A 16092-nucleotide genomic window follows, 5' to 3' on the forward strand; every position below is an offset into this window, starting at 1 on the left:
CCCATAGCGTAAGCTAGTAAGATCCCTGAAAGATGATCAGGTTGATAGGTTCGAGGTGGAAGCATGGTGACATGTGGAGCTGACGAATACTAATAGATCGAGGACTTAACCATATAATATGAAGCAATGTTATCTAGTTTTGAAAGAATATAAAAAACTTGTTGACTTTAAAAGTTAAATAAGTTATGATGATTCTTGTCTTAAATGAATACAGTCTGGTAATGATGGCAGAGAGGTCACACCCGTTCCCATACCGAACACGGAAGTTAAGCTCTCTAGCGCCGATGGTAGTTGGGACCTTGTCCCTGTGAGAGTAGGACGTTGCCAGGCTATTTATATCATCGCGGGGTGGAGCAGCACGGTAGCTCGTCGGGCTCATAACCCGAAGGTCGCAGGTTCAAATCCTGTCCCCGCAACCAAATGGTCCCGTGGTGTAGTGGTTAACATGCCTGCCTGTCACGCAGGAGATCGCCGGTTCGACCCCGGTCGGGACCGCCATTTTATATAAAGAAAAGAACGAAACATGTTGTTTCGTATTTTTTTATTTGTTTTAACAAAAAACTAATAAAGACAGTCAAACTATCCTTAGGAAAACTCCTAAGGACTTTTTTATATATTCAAAACCTGTATAATAAAGAGCAGAGAACATTGTGAGTAAAGTAGGTGAAGTCTGTGAGTAAATATGAAATAACAACAAACTCTTCTGAGGAAACACAAAGATTATCAGAAAAACTAGGTAGACTTGTCGGGGCACAAGATGTAATTATTTTAGAAGGAGATCTAGGGGCTGGTAAGACAACTTTTACAAAAGGACTAGCAAAAGGTCTTGGAGTGAAAAGAGTTGTAAATAGTCCTACCTTTAATATTATTAAAGAATATAAAGGGAGATTGCCGCTATATCATATGGACGTGTATCGCTTAGCAGAAAGTGAAGAGGACTTAGGTTTTGATGAGTATTTCTACGGTGAAGGAATTACCGTAGTAGAATGGGCTCATTTAATAGAAGCATTTTTACCGAATGAGAAGTTACAAATTAGTTTATTCCATGCTGGAGATGATACAAGGAAAATTGTACTCGAGCCAATTGGAGATCGATATATTAGATTATGTGAGGAGCTATTACAAGATGAAAGTACTAGCAATTGATACTTCAAATTACGTAATGGGTGTATCCCTTATTGAGGAAGGAAACGTAATTGGGGAAATCATTACAAACTTAACAAAAAACCATTCTGTACGTCTTATGCCAGCTGTAGAGAAATTGTTAAAAGAATGTGGTGTAAAACCGAAAGAATTAACTAAAATAGTTGTAGCTGCTGGACCTGGATCATATACAGGTGTTCGCATAGGTGTGACAGCTGCAAAAACATTAGCTTGGTCACTTCAAATACCAATTGTAGGTGTATCAAGTTTAGAAGTAGTGGCTGCAAACGGTGCTAATTTTGATGGATTAATCTGTCCTTTATTCGATGGAAGACGCGGACAAATTTATACTGGGTTATATACATATGAAGGAGAGCATTTAACTTCTATAGAAGAAGACCGAATCATCCTTATTGTAGACTGGTTGCAAATGTTAAAAGATACAGGAAAGCCTGTTTTATTTATTGGTAACGATGTTAAACTGCACAAAGAGACGATTATCGAACATTTAGGCAACCAAGCTGTATTTGCTCCCTTCACTAAAAATAACCCAAGACCAAGTGAGTTAGCTTTCTTAGGGTTACAAAAAGAAGAACAAGATGTACATTCATTTGTTCCTAGTTATCTTCGTTTAGCTGAAGCTGAAACAAAGTGGTTAGAAAGTCAAAACAAGTAGGAGCTTGCAGAAGATGGATATGATATTTAGGAAGATGGAACTCGATGATATCGCTCAAATTGTAGCTATTGAAGAAGCGTCTTTTTCAACTCCTTGGACTGCAGATGCCTTTCACCGTGAGTTAACGACGAATGAACATGCACATTATGTTGTGCTAGAAAAAGATGGTCGTGTAATTGGGTATTGTGGATTGTGGATAATTATTGATGAATCACATATAACAAATGTAGCTATTTTGCCAGAATACAGAGGTCAAAAGCTAGGGGATGCTTTATTGAAAGAAGTTATTTCCGAAGCGAAAGATTTAGGGGTAAAAACGATGACGCTTGAAGTACGTGTATCAAATGAAGTAGCAAAACAGTTATACAGAAAATACGGATTTCAAAATGGTGGAATTCGTAAACGATACTATGCAGACAATCAGGAAGATGGTCTCGTAATGTGGGTGAATATATAATGGAAAAAAATACGATTATACTTGGTATTGAAACAAGTTGTGATGAAACAGCAGTAGCAGTTGTTAAAAATGGAACGGAAATTATTGCGAATGTCGTTGCATCACAAATTGAAAGTCATAAACGTTTTGGCGGAGTTGTACCAGAGATTGCATCCCGTCATCATGTAGAAGAAATTACAGTTGTGTTAGAAGAAGCTTTAAAAGAAGCAAATATCACATTTGATGATATTGATGCAATTGCTGTAACAGAAGGACCTGGGTTAGTAGGAGCGCTTTTAATAGGGGTAAATGCAGCGAAAGCAGTGGCTTTTGCACATGATATTCCTCTAGTGGGTGTTCATCATATAGCTGGGCACATTTATGCGAACCGTTTAGTAAAAGAAGTTCAATTCCCACTACTATCACTTGTTGTATCTGGTGGACATACGGAGCTTGTTTATATGAAAGAACATGGTTCATTCGAAGTGATTGGTGAAACAAGAGATGATGCAGCTGGAGAGGCATATGATAAAGTAGCTCGAACATTATCCATGCCATATCCAGGTGGTCCTCACATTGATCGCCTTGCACATGAAGGGGAACCGACAATCGATTTGCCTCGTGCATGGCTAGAACCTGATTCGTATGATTTCAGTTTCAGTGGATTGAAATCAGCAGTTATCAACACTGTGCATAACGCGAAACAACGCGGGATAGAAATTGCACCGGAAGATTTAGCAGCAAGTTTCCAAGCGAGTGTAATAGATGTGCTTGTAACGAAAGCATCTCGTGCAGCAGAAGCGTATAACGTAAAGCAACTGCTTCTTGCTGGTGGAGTAGCTGCGAATAAAGGACTTCGCGCACGTTTGGAAGCGGAATTTGCGACAAAAGAAAATATCGAGCTAATTATTCCTCCACTATCTTTATGTACCGATAATGCAGCGATGATTGCAGCCGCAGGTACAATTGCATATGAACAAGGAAAACGTGCTACATTAGCTCTAAATGCAAATCCAGGATTAGATATTGAAGAATAGTTATGCACAAAATTAACCACAGCTTGTGGATAAAACCCATATTATCTGTTGATAATGTGGGTTTTATTGTGTATATAAAATGTTGATAACTTTTTTGGGAGTTGTGGATAATGTGGAAAAGTTATTTTGGGGTTTATTTTATAAAGGTGGATATGTGTATAAACCTGTGGATAAAGTAGGTGAAGTCTGACCTTTGAATGTATTCTTTTTTGGGAAATAAATCGCAAGAAGATATCTCTAAAAAACATTTTGAAATGTACCCTTATTATAGGGGCGAGCCAACATTGTCAAACTTTGTCGGTAAATCGGTATGTCGTGTCGAATCGTTTATACCCCAGCTAGAAGATAAAAAGGATGTCGCATAGTCAAAAATCCCGACTTATGAGACATCCTTCTTATTCATACTCTTATAAATGTAATTCTTCCCATTCTGCCATACAAGCATCAAGTTGCTCTTGTAGTGTTTGCTTTTTCGTTGTAATTTCACTAGCCTTTTCATAATCTGCGTATATTTCTGGTAAGCAAAGTTGATCTTCTAACGTAGCAATTTCTTCTTCAAATTCTACAATATTTTGTTCTAGTTCCTCAATTTTTCGAGTGCGTTGACGTTCTAATTGTTTACGCTCTTTTTCTTCGAGATAATTTAATTTTTCTTGCGCTACAGTTTTTTGAACAGGTGCTTGGTTTTCTTGCTGTTCTTGTTGTTCAAATGCTGCACGTTCAATCATTTCATTTTTCTTCTCCACATAGTAATCGTAATCGCCTAAATACTCTTGTGCACCTTCTGTTGACAACTCAACAACGGTCGTCGTTACACGATTAATAAAGTAGCGGTCATGTGAAACAAATAGAAGGGTGCCTGGATAATCAATTAAAGCATTCTCCAAAATTTCTTTACTATTTAAATCAAGATGGTTCGTAGGTTCATCGAGAATTAATAAATTTGATTTTTGCATCATAAGTTTTGCAAGAGCTAATCGAGCTTTTTGTCCACCACTAAGAGAAGATACTGGTTTTAGTACATCATCCCCTGTGAATAAGAAGTTACCTAATATCGTGCGAATTTCTTTTTCGGGCTGCAATGGATATTCATCCCATAACTCATTTAAAACTCGCTTAGAAGATGTTAAGTTTGCTTGTTCTTGATCATAATAACCAACAGATACATTGGATCCGAAAGAAACATCACCATTTAATAGTGGTAACTTATTCACAAGTGATTTTAATAATGTGGATTTTCCAATTCCGTTTGGACCAACTAAAGCAACGCTATCCCCGCGAGTTAAGCGCATAGTTACATGTTCAATAATCGGATCATCATCATAGCCGATAGTTGCATCCTTTACTTGTAAAACATCATTTCCACTTTGTTTTTCGATATCGAAGTGGAAGGATGCTGACTTAGAATCACCTAATGGTCTAGTCAATAATTCCATTCTATCTAATTGTTTACGACGGCTTTGAGCACGTTTTGTCGTAGATGCGCGCGCTATATTTTTTTGAACGAAATCCTCAAGCTTAGCGATTTCATCTTGTTGTTTTTCATAACGTTTCATGTCTTGCTCGTATAATGCTGATTTTAAGTCTAAATATTTACTGTAGTTACCAACAAATCGTCTGCTTTCTTTATTCGAAATTTCATATACTTGTGTAACGAGTTTATCTAAGAAATAACGGTCATGGGAAACGATTAGTATTGCGCCAGGATAGCCTTGTAAATATTGTTCAAGCCATGTTAATGTTTCGATGTCTAAATGGTTTGTAGGCTCGTCCAAAATAAGTAGGTCTGGTTTCGTTAATAATAATTTACCGAGAGCTAATCGTGTTTTTTGTCCACCGCTTAATGTAGAAATCGTCGTCTGGTGCGTTTCAACTGGGAAGCCAAGACCACTTAAAATCGAGCGAATATCTGCTTCATATTGATATCCACCTTGATCTTTATAATCTAATTGCAATTGGTCATAATCAGCTAATAATCTTTCATATGTAGCCTCGTTTGAAAAGTTTTCTTCTTTTCCCATCTCTTGCTCTAGCCTTCGAAGTTTTGTCTCCATTTGCTGCAAGTGTGTAAAGACGGTTAACATTTCATCCCAAATTGTTAAAGACGTTTCTAACCCGGTATTTTGAGCTAAATATCCGATTGAGACATCTTTTGGTTTTATAATTTCGCCACCATCATGAGATAGCTCACCAGCTATTATTTTTAATAGTGTAGATTTTCCGGCCCCATTTCGTCCGACTAATGCGATACGATCTTTCGTTTGAACTTCCAATTTTATGTTTGCAAGAATCGTTTCGGCACCGTATAATTTCGTAAGCGCGTTTACTTGTAATAAAATCAATGTTTTCACCTCAAATAATTTCTTAACTTTGCCATGTTTATATTTCTCAATCATACTAAAAATAGTGTATAGTTTAAAATAAAGAGAGAATACTTCTTCTCTTTATTATACAGGGAAATTCATGAGTGCTAAACTTCTGTATTTGATTCAAGTATATGAATAAAGATAGGAAGAGAGGAGAGGTTATATGGAGCAGCAAAAAATTCCACAGGCCACTGCCAAACGATTGCCTCTATACTATCGATTTATCCAAAACTTATCTCTTTCTGGTAAGCAACGTGTTTCATCAGCCGAATTGAGTGAAGCGGTAAAAGTTGATTCCGCAACGATTCGAAGAGATTTTTCATATTTTGGAGCGTTAGGGAAAAAAGGTTATGGATATAACGTAAATTATTTATTATCATTTTTCCGTGAAACACTCGACCAAGATGATATAACACGTGTAGCACTTATTGGAGTAGGTAATTTAGGGACCGCTTTCTTACATTATAATTTCACGAAAAACAATAATACAAAAATTGAAATGGCGTTTGATGTTAGTGAAGAGAAAGTCGGGACAGAAATCGGGGGCATTCCTGTATATCATTTAGATGAATTAGAAGAACGTTTATCAACTGATATACAAGTGGCAATATTAACAGTACCCGCTACAGTAGCACAATCTGTAGCAGATAGATTGGCAGAAACGAACGTGCATGGTATTTTAAATTTCACACCAGCGCGCTTAAATGTGTCAGATAATATAAGAATTCACCATATTGATTTAGCGGTAGAGTTACAAACACTTGTTTACTTTTTAAAGAATTATCCACAATAAAACGCAGAGGAAGCGACCTCTGCGTTTTATTATTGTTTTTTCTTTGTGAATTTAACTAAGATAAGGCGAAGTGCCAAATTAAAATCAATTGTTGCCATAACTGCAAATAGTATTGTCCACATATTCCAGATTGTATCTGTTACGTTCGTAATGGCGAAGCGTGTAAAGATACATCCTAGAAGGAAGTACAATGCAGCCATGAACAATGGTGAGTTCCTCATACTAAAAATCCTCCGATAAAGCCTTGCATTTTTTCAGCTTCTTTAATCATTTCTTGAATTTGTTCATTGCTCATTAAAACTTGAGCAACTGCAACTAATGTATTCATTGCAACATGAGCTGCGATAGGGACGATAATACGCTTCGTTTTTACATATAAAAAGGCGAATACGAGTCCCATAGAAGTGTATACCAATAAGTGAGTGAAATCAAAATGAATTGCTGCGAATACAAGAGAACTAATGATAGCAGCAATAAAGAAGTTAAACTTCTTATAAAGTGTACCAAATAAAATTTTTCTAAATACGATTTCTTCCAAAATAGGTCCTATTATAGAGATAACGATAAGGAACCAAGGTGTCGTTTTTGCGATATCCATAAGTCTTGCTGTATTTTCTGATCCAGGTTTAATTCCTAATACACGCATTTCTATCATACCGGCAATACTTTGTGAGAAAAATGCTAGGAAGAACCCGATAAAAATCCAACCAATCGTAGCTGGAACAGTAGAGCGCATTGTATCTAAACGTCTGTCACGAATATCTGTTCTAAGTAACCAAAGTACGATACATAATGCAATAAAGAAGCTAATGATTGCCCAGTGGCCAGTTATGAGTTGAAATTTCTCTTCTCTAGTAAATCCCCTGTTATCATAAAGTCCAGTTTTCAGCAGAAGTGGTAATCCAGCAATGGATGATAACTGCATTAAAATGTATGTAACGATAACCCACCAATATTGTTTTTTCAAATGGTTTAACCATCCTTTCTAACTCTAGTGTATGAGATAAGGTAGGATAACATGTAAGTATGCTACCTACGATATAAACCTCGCTTAAATTATGTTTTTTTCGTAAATCCTTATTTGAAATTATAATAGAAGACAGGAGAAAGTTGTGTGTATAGCGAAAACAACTTAGGGTGTCCTTTCATATTGTAACATACGAGTAGGGGAAACAACGATTCATATAGTAAAGGTAGAAGAAGAGGGACTCTATATAGAAAAGTGTATAGCTTAATTTGCGAAAAAATTATGATTTTTTTACTTGCAAAAGAAATTGAGATTATTTATTATTATAAGTGTGTTAGCACTCGGGTGACTTGAGTGCTAATAAATAAAATTTACATAACAAAATGAGGAGGTTATTGTTCATGCTAAAGCCATTAGGTGATCGCGTTGTAATTGAGCTTGTTCAAGCAGAAGAAAAAACAGCAAGTGGTATTGTATTACCAGACACTGCAAAAGAAAAACCACAAGAGGGTAAAGTTATTGCAGTAGGTACTGGTCGAGTGCTTGAAAATGGTGAGCGTGTTGCTCTAGAGGTAGCTGCAGGTGATCTTATCATCTTCTCAAAATATGCAGGTACTGAAGTAAAATATGAAGGTACTGACTACTTGATTTTACGTGAAAGTGACATTTTAGCAGTTATCGGTTAATTATATAAATCTTAAAAAATTCAAGGGGGTCAATTATTATGGCAAAAGATATTAAATTTAGTGAAGAAGCACGTCGTTCGATGCTTCGCGGTGTCGACACTCTTGCAAACGCAGTAAAAGTAACGCTTGGACCAAAAGGTCGTAACGTTGTACTTGAGAAAAAATTTGGTTCACCACTTATTACAAATGATGGTGTAACAATCGCAAAAGAAATCGAATTAGAAGATGCATTCGAAAACATGGGTGCAAAATTAGTAGCAGAAGTTGCTAGCAAAACAAATGATGTAGCTGGTGACGGAACAACAACTGCAACTGTATTAGCACAAGCTATGATTCGTGAAGGTCTTAAAAACGTAACAGCTGGTGCGAACCCAATGGGTCTTCGTAAAGGTATCGAAAAAGCTGTTACTGCTGCAATTGCAGAATTAAAAGAGATTTCTAAACCAATCGAAGGCAAATCTTCTATCGCACAAGTAGCTGCTATTTCTGCAGCTGACGAAGAAGTAGGTCAATTAATCGCTGAAGCAATGGAGCGCGTTGGTAACGACGGCGTTATTACTTTAGAAGAATCTAAAGGATTTACAACAGAATTAGACGTAGTAGAAGGTATGCAATTTGATCGTGGATATGCATCTCCTTACATGATTACTGATTCTGACAAAATGGAAGCAGTTCTTGATAACCCATACATCTTAATTACTGATAAGAAGATTTCTAACATCCAAGAAATCTTACCAGTATTAGAGCAAGTGGTACAACAAGGTAAACCACTTCTTATCATCGCTGAAGACGTAGAAGGCGAAGCTTTAGCTACATTAGTAGTGAACAAACTTCGTGGTACATTCAATGTAGTAGCTGTTAAAGCTCCTGGATTTGGTGACCGTCGTAAAGCAATGCTAGAAGATATCGCAATCTTAACTGGTGGCGAAGTAATCACTGAAGAATTAGGTCGTGACTTAAAATCTGCTACAATTGAATCTTTAGGACGTGCTGGTAAAGTTGTTGTAACGAAAGAAAACACAACTGTAGTTGAAGGTATCGGAAATTCACAACAAATCGAAGCTCGCATCGGTCAAATCCGCGCGCAATTAGAAGAAACTACTTCTGAATTCGATCGTGAAAAATTACAAGAGCGTCTTGCAAAACTTGCAGGTGGCGTAGCAGTAATTAAAGTAGGTGCAGCAACTGAAACTGAGTTAAAAGAGCGCAAACTTCGCATTGAAGATGCACTTAACTCAACTCGTGCAGCAGTAGAAGAAGGTATCGTTGCAGGTGGTGGTACTTCACTTATGAACGTATACACGAAAGTAGCTTCTATCGTAGCTGAAGGCGACGAAGCAACAGGTATCAACATCGTACTTCGCGCACTAGAAGAGCCAGTTCGTCAAATCGCAATCAACGCTGGTCTAGAAGGATCTGTAGTTGTAGAGCGTCTAAAAGGCGAAAAAGTAGGCGTTGGTTTCAACGCAGCTACTGGCGAGTGGGTTAACATGCTTGAAACTGGTATCGTAGATCCAGCTAAAGTAACTCGTTCTGCACTTCAAAATGCAGCATCTGTTGCAGCTATGTTCTTAACGACTGAAGCTGTAGTTGCTGACAAGCCAGAACCAAATGCACCAGCAATGCCTGACATGGGCGGCATGGGCATGGGCGGTATGGGCGGAATGATGTAATTCCGTTTGCTCGAAAAACATCCATTTCTATATAGAAATGGATGTTTTTTTATGTTTTTTAGAAAAGGAAATGAATTTCTGTAGAATTTTGTCGCTTTCTCTCTTGACCATATCGATACTTCATTGTTAGAATCTAGGAAGATAATATAAAACAATCCTTCATATATCCTCGATGATATGGTTTGAGAGTCTCTACCGGGTTACCGTAAACAACCTGACTATGAAGGCAGTGCGTCTTATATTTATAAAGAGCGGAAGACTATCTTTCTTTATAAAGCCAGACCCCTGCCTTTTCTTTGTTATGAGACTAGAGGCGGAGGACTGGCTTTTTTTATTATATTAGTAATGCTTTTTGCCTAATTGGTAAAAATATTTATATACGAGAACTAACGTTGGGGTGATTATTTTGAAGAAGCAGCATGATACAATTATCGTTTTAGATTTTGGGAGTCAGTACAATCAGTTAATAGCACGTCGAATTCGTGAGTTCGGTGTATACAGTGAACTTCATCCACATACAATTACTGCAGAAGAAATTAAAGCAATGAATCCAAAAGGGATTATCTTCTCTGGTGGACCAAATAGTGTATACGGTGAAGGCGCATTACATTGTGATGAAAAAATCTTTGAACTAGGATTACCGATCTTCGGTATTTGTTATGGTATGCAGCTTATGACGCAACACTTCGGTGGTAAAGTAGAACGTGCAAACCACCGTGAGTACGGAAAAGCTGTTCTTAAAGTCGAGAACGAATCAAAATTATATGCGAACCTTCCAGAAGAGCAAGTTGTATGGATGAGCCATGGTGACTTAGTAACTGGTTTACCTGAAGGATTCGTAGTAGATGCAACAAGTGAGTCTTGTCCAATTGCTGGTATGAGCAATGAAGACAAAAACTTATACGGTGTACAATTCCACCCAGAAGTACGTCATTCTGAGCACGGTAACGATTTAATTAAAAACTTCGTATTCGGCGTATGTGGTTGTTCTGAAGGATGGAACATGGAGAACTTTATCGAAGTAGAATTAGAGAAAATCCGTGAAACTGTTGGAGACAAAAAAGTACTATGTGCACTTAGCGGCGGTGTAGACTCTTCTGTTGTAGCAGTATTAATTCATAAAGCAATCGGCGATCAATTAACATGTATTTTCGTTGACCACGGCTTACTTCGCAAAGGTGAAGCAGAAGGCGTTATGAAAACATTCAGCGAAGGCTTCCACATGAACGTTATTAAAGTGGATGCACAAGAACGCTTCATGAACAAGTTAAAAGGTGTAGAAGATCCAGAACAAAAACGTAAAATCATCGGTAATGAATTCATTTACGTATTTGATGATGAAGCTTCTAAATTACAAGGAATGGACTTCCTAGCGCAAGGTACACTTTATACAGACATCGTTGAAAGTGGTACAGCAACTGCACAAACAATTAAATCTCACCATAACGTTGGTGGTCTTCCAGAAGACATGCAGTTCAAATTAATTGAGCCTTTAAACACGTTATTTAAAGATGAAGTACGTGTATTAGGATCAGAACTAGGAATTCCTGATGAAATCGTATGGCGTCAACCATTCCCAGGCCCTGGTCTTGGTATTCGTGTATTAGGTGAAATCACAGAAGAGAAATTAGAAATCGTTCGTGAATCTGATGCGATTTTACGTGAAGAAATTATTAAAGCGGGCTTAGACCGCGAAGTTTGGCAATACTTCACTGCGCTTCCTGGTATGCGTAGCGTAGGTGTTATGGGTGATGAGCGTACTTACGATTACACAGTAGGTATCCGCGCAGTAACATCTATCGACGGTATGACAGCTGACTGGGCACGTATCCCTTGGGACGTATTAGAGAAAATTTCTGTACGTATCGTAAACGAAGTAAAACACGTTAACCGTATCGTGTATGATATAACAAGTAAGCCACCAGCAACTATCGAGTGGGAATAGTATTATAAAAAAAGATCCATCTATTGCTCATGCATAGATGGATCTTTTGTGTTTTGCTCTTAATACGAACGAAAATGCAAAAGTTTGTAAAAATGTTCGTTTTTAAATTGACAAAACTACTTCATCGAGTTAATATGAGTATGTAATTCAAACGAAAAGTGAATATTATGCCGTCGTATAATATCGGGGATATGGCCCGAAAGTTTCTACCTAGCTACCGTAAATGGCTTGACTACGAGGCGTTTAGATAAAGATGAGGGGAAACTTGTCTTTATTCATAGAACGCTTCCATGTATATGCAATGGAAGCCTTTTTTATTTTTAATAGATAAAAGAGGGCTAGGGAGATTACGGCGAGTAATCATATAACGGGGGAAACGTAAGATGAAACGCTATTTTCAGTTTGATGAACTCGGTACAAATTATAAAACAGAGTTCATAGCAGGTTTAACGACATTTTTATCTATGGCTTATGTACTATTTGTCAATCCTGCTACGCTGTCACTTGGAAATGTTAAAGGGTTACCAGCAGGTACAGGAATGGATCCGGGTGCAGTATTCGTTGCTACAGCATTAGCAGCAGCGATTGGTTCGTTAATTATGGGGATATTCGCGAAGTATCCGATTGCTTTGGCGCCGGGTATGGGAATTAACGCGTTCTTTGCTTATACGGCAGTGTTAACGATGGGTATTCCATGGCAGACAGCAATTGCTGGAACGTTAATGTCAGGTATTATCTTTATTATTCTTACAGCTTCAGGTATTCGTGAAAAAATCATTAATGCAATTCCATCAGAGTTAAAGTTTGCAGTAGCGGCAGGTATCGGATTATTCATTGCTTTCCTTGGATTCCAAAATGCCGGAATTATCGTGAAAAATGATGCTGTTCTTGTTGGATTGGGGGATTTAACAAAGGGCACAACGTTACTAGCAATCTTCGGGGTTGTTACTACAATCATCTTCATGATTAAGAAAGTTAATGGTGCAGTGTTCTACGGTATGATTCTTACAGCAATTTTAGGAGTAGCGACAGGATTAATTGATACTCCAAAAGCTGTAGTGGGAGCAATACCGAGTCTAGAACCAACGTTCGGTGTGGCGTTAACTCACTTCGGAGATATTTTCACTGTTCAAATGGTGATTGTTATTATAACGTTCTTCTTTATCGATTTCTTTGATACAGCAGGTACACTTGTAGCGGTTGCGAATCAAGCTGGATTAATGAAGAACAATAAATTACCACGTGCAGGAAAGGCGTTATTTGCAGATGCGATTGCAACTGTAATCGGTGCAATCTTAGGTACATCAACAACAACGTCTTACATTGAATCTTCTGCTGGGGTAGCAGCGGGTGGACGTTCTGGATTTACAGCAGTTGTAACAGCAGGATTCTTCTTGCTGGCACTATTCTTCTCGCCATTATTAAGCGTTGTAACACCAGCTGTAACAGCGCCAGCATTAATTATTGTAGGGATCTTGATGGTTTCATCTTTAGGCGAAATTGATTGGAAGAAATTCGAGATTGCAGTACCAGCATTCTTTACAATCATTTCAATGCCACTTACGTATAGTATTGCGACAGGGATTGCAATCGGGTTTATCTTCTATCCAATTACAATGGTAGTAAGTGGTCGTCGTAAAGAGATTCATCCAATTATGTATGTTATGGGAGTTTTATTCGTACTATATTTCATCTACGTTCGTAAATAAAAGGGGTTTTTTGAAAGGTCTAGACTTAAGGGGAGTCTAGACCTTTTTTGCGTCTTCAGAAAATCTTAAGGATTTCCGAGCGTTTTTCTTCAGAAGTTTTCCTATAATAGAAGTTAGGGATTAAAAAAGTGATGGGGGAGATATTGTGGCGCACGAAACAATACTTGTCGTAGATGATGAAAAAGAAATTAGAAATCTTATTACAATCTATTTAAAGAATGAAGGATATAAAGTGTTGCAAGCAGGAGACGGAGAAGAAGGATTACGTTTACTAGAAGAAAATGAAGTACATCTAGTCGTATTAGATATTATGATGCCAAAGGTAGATGGTATTCATATGTGTATGAAAGTAAGAGAATCGAAAGAAATGCCGATTATTATGCTTTCTGCGAAAACGCAAGATATGGATAAAATCTTAGGATTAACAACAGGTGCAGATGATTACGTAACGAAACCATTTAATCCGTTAGAGTTAATCGCAAGGATTAAATCTCAGTTACGTCGTTATATGAAGATGAATGGTTTTGCTCTTCAAAATGAGGACGAGCTAGAAATTGGAGAGATGAAGATAAACATCTCAACCCATACAGTCATTGTAGATGGAGAAGAAGTGAAACTGACTCCGAGGGAATTTTCGATTTTAGAATTACTAGCTCGTAATCCGGGGATGGTCTTTAGCGCGGAACAAATTTATGAAAAGGTTTGGAACGAAAGATCTTTCCAGTCGGATAACACGGTAATGGTTCATATTCGGAAAGTGCGTGAAAAGATTGAGGAGAATCCAAGGAAGCCAATATATATAAAAACAGTATGGGGAGTGGGGTATAAGATTGAAAAAGATATTTAATCCATTTACTTATGTTAGGAAATTTCGAGAATTAATTGGAAAGATAATGAAGAGTGTGAAACGGAGTGTGCGAATTCAACTTATTACTGCGTTTACCGCTTGTGCGTTATTAGGTCTTTTGTCAGCAAAGGCAGCAGCGCCGTTTTTTGAGAATGCGAATCGGAAGGCGACGATCGATTATCGGGCTGGTATGGAGGAGATTAATCAACAAGCTCAAGGAGCGGCAAATAGTTCGGTTCATGAAAATAAATTAGAAGCTATATCCGATATGATCGAAAGGGAGAACCAAAGTTTAGAGCGAGGACCTAGAGCTTTAAAAATATTGGTTACTGAAGAGAGCGGTAAAGTTTTATATAAAACGAAGCAGGCACAAGAAGAACAAATTGATTTGCATAATACGATTCGTAATGCAGCATCATTTGCGATCAACTATTCAAATGGCCAAGATGTATTTGAAAGTACAAGAAAAGAATTTATAGCTTTTGCACCTATTACAATAGAAGATAAGAATTTATACATGTTTGTTAGTGGGATTCCAGAAGGTGAAGTAATATATGATACGCAAGAAGGGCCGTTTCCATTTTGCATAGGTGTACTCGTATTTATTTTCTCTTTCTTCTATATAACAAAGAGAAAGATGAAGCAAATTGAAGCGATGGCACAAGGTGTAAAGGAAATAGAAAAAGGCAACTTAGCGTATCGTATTGAGAAGAAAGGTGAGGACGAGATTGCGTCTTTAACTGAGAATATTAATAATATGGCAGAAGAGCTTATGAATAATATAGAAAAGGAACGTAAATTAGAGAAGCAAAAGAATGAGCTTATTACGAATGTATCTCACGATTTGCGTACACCACTGACTTCTATTATGGGTTACTTGCGATTACTTCGAGATTCTAAATATGAAAATAAAGAACAACATGATGAGTATACGAGAATTGCTTTTGCGAAGTCGGAGCAGTTAAAGAATTTAATAGAAGATTTATTTGAGTATACGAAGTTAACAAATGAGCAAGTTGTATTAGAAAAACAAGAGGTTTGTATAAATGAGTTATTGGAGCAATTAATAGAAGAGTTAGTACCGCAGGCAGAAGAGCATGGACTTGCGTTTGTTAAGAAGTTTCCTGAGGAACGTGCCTATGCAGCGGTTGATTCGGAAAAGATGGTACGTGTATTTGATAATCTATTAATGAACGCGATTAAGTATAGTAAAGATGATGGGGAGATAAAAGTTTCTCTTCAAAGGCAGCGCCGGGATATACAAATTGTAATTGCGAATCATAGTGAAGAGTTTACGAGAGAAGAGCTAGGGAGTTTGTTTGAACGTTTTTATAAGAAGGATCAATCTAGAAGTAGAGTAACAGAAGGATCGGGACTTGGATTAGCGATTGCGAAAAGTATTGTTGAGCTGCAAGGTGGTAGTATTCGAGCAGAATATGAGGATGGTATTATTCAGTTTATCGTCTCGTTACCAATTATAGAAAAATAATAAATGAATAGAATGATATTTGATAAAAAGGCTTATTTTAAAAGAAATAAGCCTTTTTATATTTTTTTAGAAAAATATGTTGACGATTAGAGTATAGAGGTGTAATATAGGACAAGTCGCCGATGCAATAACGCAGAACGCGGCAAACGAAATGAAAAACTTAGTTGACATTGAAACATGAAGATGTTAACATAAGGGAGTCGCAAATGAGCGACCGAGTAGTTCTTTGAAAACTGAACGAAACAAACAACGTGAAACGTCAATTTTTATTTTTAGATGCTAGACAAACTAACTTTATTGGAGAGTTTGATCCTGGCTCAGGATG

General features: G+C 37.4%; 14 protein-coding genes, 2 tRNA genes, 2 rRNA genes and 2 riboswitches. Of the genes, 15 read left to right on the forward strand and 3 right to left on the reverse strand.

Annotated elements, in window-relative coordinates; all coding sequences use genetic code 11:
* From ACSG5Z_RS29225 to tsaD, 8 genes are all read left to right on the forward strand, one after another.
* A 23S ribosomal RNA gene (locus tag ACSG5Z_RS29225) occupies positions 1 to 113 on the forward strand; the annotation flags it as partial.
* Between the two features lie 101 nt (positions 114 to 214).
* Positions 215 to 330, forward strand: a 5S ribosomal RNA gene (gene rrf / locus ACSG5Z_RS29230).
* Between the two features lie 12 nt (positions 331 to 342).
* Positions 343 to 419 (forward strand) — tRNA-Met (locus ACSG5Z_RS29235).
* A gap of 3 nt (positions 420 to 422) precedes the next feature.
* Positions 423 to 498, forward strand: a tRNA-Asp gene (locus ACSG5Z_RS29240).
* A gap of 174 nt (positions 499 to 672) precedes the next feature.
* Positions 673 to 1146, forward strand: a complete 474-nt coding sequence (gene tsaE, locus ACSG5Z_RS29245) for a tRNA (adenosine(37)-N6)-threonylcarbamoyltransferase complex ATPase subunit type 1 TsaE (RefSeq protein WP_435712713.1) — start codon at positions 673 to 675, stop codon at positions 1144 to 1146.
* On the forward strand, positions 1127 to 1819 hold the full coding sequence (gene tsaB, locus ACSG5Z_RS29250) for a tRNA (adenosine(37)-N6)-threonylcarbamoyltransferase complex dimerization subunit type 1 TsaB (RefSeq protein ID WP_048542995.1): 693 nt from the start codon (positions 1127 to 1129) through the stop codon (positions 1817 to 1819). Before tsaE ends, tsaB begins: the two co-directional genes overlap by 20 nt.
* 13 nt (positions 1820 to 1832) lie before the next feature.
* Positions 1833 to 2276: a ribosomal protein S18-alanine N-acetyltransferase gene (gene rimI / locus ACSG5Z_RS29255; protein WP_000367200.1), complete on the forward strand. Its 444-nt coding sequence runs from the start codon at positions 1833 to 1835 to the stop codon at positions 2274 to 2276.
* Positions 2276 to 3292 carry a tRNA (adenosine(37)-N6)-threonylcarbamoyltransferase complex transferase subunit TsaD gene (gene tsaD / locus ACSG5Z_RS29260; RefSeq protein WP_000414582.1) on the forward strand — a complete coding sequence of 339 codons (1017 nt, stop codon included), beginning with the start codon at positions 2276 to 2278 and terminating at the stop codon, positions 3290 to 3292. The genes rimI and tsaD overlap by 1 nt, the downstream gene beginning before the upstream one ends.
* A gap of 407 nt (positions 3293 to 3699) precedes the next feature.
* Here tsaD and ACSG5Z_RS29265 read toward each other — a convergent pair whose 3' ends face one another.
* Positions 3700 to 5634, reverse strand: coding sequence for an ABC-F family ATP-binding cassette domain-containing protein (locus ACSG5Z_RS29265; RefSeq protein ID WP_000602169.1), 1935 nt, complete (start codon positions 5632 to 5634; stop codon positions 3700 to 3702).
* Positions 5635 to 5821: 187 nt separating this feature from the next.
* Here ACSG5Z_RS29265 and ACSG5Z_RS29270 point away from each other — a divergent pair, with 187 nt between their 5' ends.
* Positions 5822 to 6451 carry a redox-sensing transcriptional repressor Rex gene (locus ACSG5Z_RS29270; protein ID WP_000437704.1) on the forward strand — a complete coding sequence of 210 codons (630 nt, stop codon included), beginning with the start codon at positions 5822 to 5824 and terminating at the stop codon, positions 6449 to 6451.
* Positions 6452 to 6480: 29 nt separating this feature from the next.
* Here ACSG5Z_RS29270 and ACSG5Z_RS29275 read toward each other — a convergent pair whose 3' ends face one another.
* Both ACSG5Z_RS29275 and ACSG5Z_RS29280 read right to left on the reverse strand, forming a co-directional pair.
* Positions 6481 to 6672, reverse strand: coding sequence for a YdiK family protein (locus tag ACSG5Z_RS29275; RefSeq protein ID WP_001246201.1), 192 nt, complete (start codon positions 6670 to 6672; stop codon positions 6481 to 6483).
* The gene (locus ACSG5Z_RS29280) at positions 6669 to 7418 is read right to left on the reverse strand and encodes a CPBP family intramembrane glutamic endopeptidase (RefSeq protein WP_087981823.1); all 750 of its coding nucleotides are present in this window, start codon (positions 7416 to 7418) and stop codon (positions 6669 to 6671) included. The genes ACSG5Z_RS29275 and ACSG5Z_RS29280 overlap by 4 nt, the downstream gene beginning before the upstream one ends.
* A gap of 401 nt (positions 7419 to 7819) precedes the next feature.
* Here ACSG5Z_RS29280 and groES point away from each other — a divergent pair, with 401 nt between their 5' ends.
* The 6 genes from groES to ACSG5Z_RS29310 all read left to right on the forward strand — a co-directional run bounded on the left by groES (position 7820) and on the right by ACSG5Z_RS29310 (position 15767).
* Complete coding sequence (gene groES / locus ACSG5Z_RS29285) at positions 7820 to 8104, forward strand: co-chaperone GroES (protein ID WP_000917306.1); 285 nt, start codon at positions 7820 to 7822, stop codon at positions 8102 to 8104.
* Between the two features lie 38 nt (positions 8105 to 8142).
* On the forward strand, positions 8143 to 9777 hold the full coding sequence (gene groL / locus ACSG5Z_RS29290; protein ID WP_001029984.1) for a chaperonin GroEL: 1635 nt from the start codon (positions 8143 to 8145) through the stop codon (positions 9775 to 9777).
* Between the two features lie 139 nt (positions 9778 to 9916).
* Positions 9917 to 10018: riboswitch (purine riboswitch) on the forward strand.
* A gap of 165 nt (positions 10019 to 10183) precedes the next feature.
* On the forward strand, positions 10184 to 11722 hold the full coding sequence (guaA, locus tag ACSG5Z_RS29295) for a glutamine-hydrolyzing GMP synthase (RefSeq protein WP_098133539.1): 1539 nt from the start codon (positions 10184 to 10186) through the stop codon (positions 11720 to 11722).
* Between the two features lie 153 nt (positions 11723 to 11875).
* Positions 11876 to 11977: riboswitch (purine riboswitch) on the forward strand.
* A gap of 128 nt (positions 11978 to 12105) precedes the next feature.
* Positions 12106 to 13431: an NCS2 family permease gene (locus tag ACSG5Z_RS29300; protein WP_000833097.1), complete on the forward strand. Its 1326-nt coding sequence runs from the start codon at positions 12106 to 12108 to the stop codon at positions 13429 to 13431.
* 145 nt (positions 13432 to 13576) lie between these two features.
* On the forward strand, positions 13577 to 14278 hold the full coding sequence (locus ACSG5Z_RS29305; protein ID WP_087981820.1) for a response regulator transcription factor: 702 nt from the start codon (positions 13577 to 13579) through the stop codon (positions 14276 to 14278).
* On the forward strand, positions 14262 to 15767 hold the full coding sequence (locus ACSG5Z_RS29310; RefSeq protein WP_435712714.1) for a sensor histidine kinase: 1506 nt from the start codon (positions 14262 to 14264) through the stop codon (positions 15765 to 15767). Before ACSG5Z_RS29305 ends, ACSG5Z_RS29310 begins: the two co-directional genes overlap by 17 nt.
* Positions 15768 to 16092 lie beyond the last annotated feature (325 nt).

Source organism: Bacillus pretiosus (assembly GCF_051294775.1).
Classification (GTDB): domain Bacteria; phylum Bacillota; class Bacilli; order Bacillales; family Bacillaceae_G; genus Bacillus_A; species Bacillus_A wiedmannii.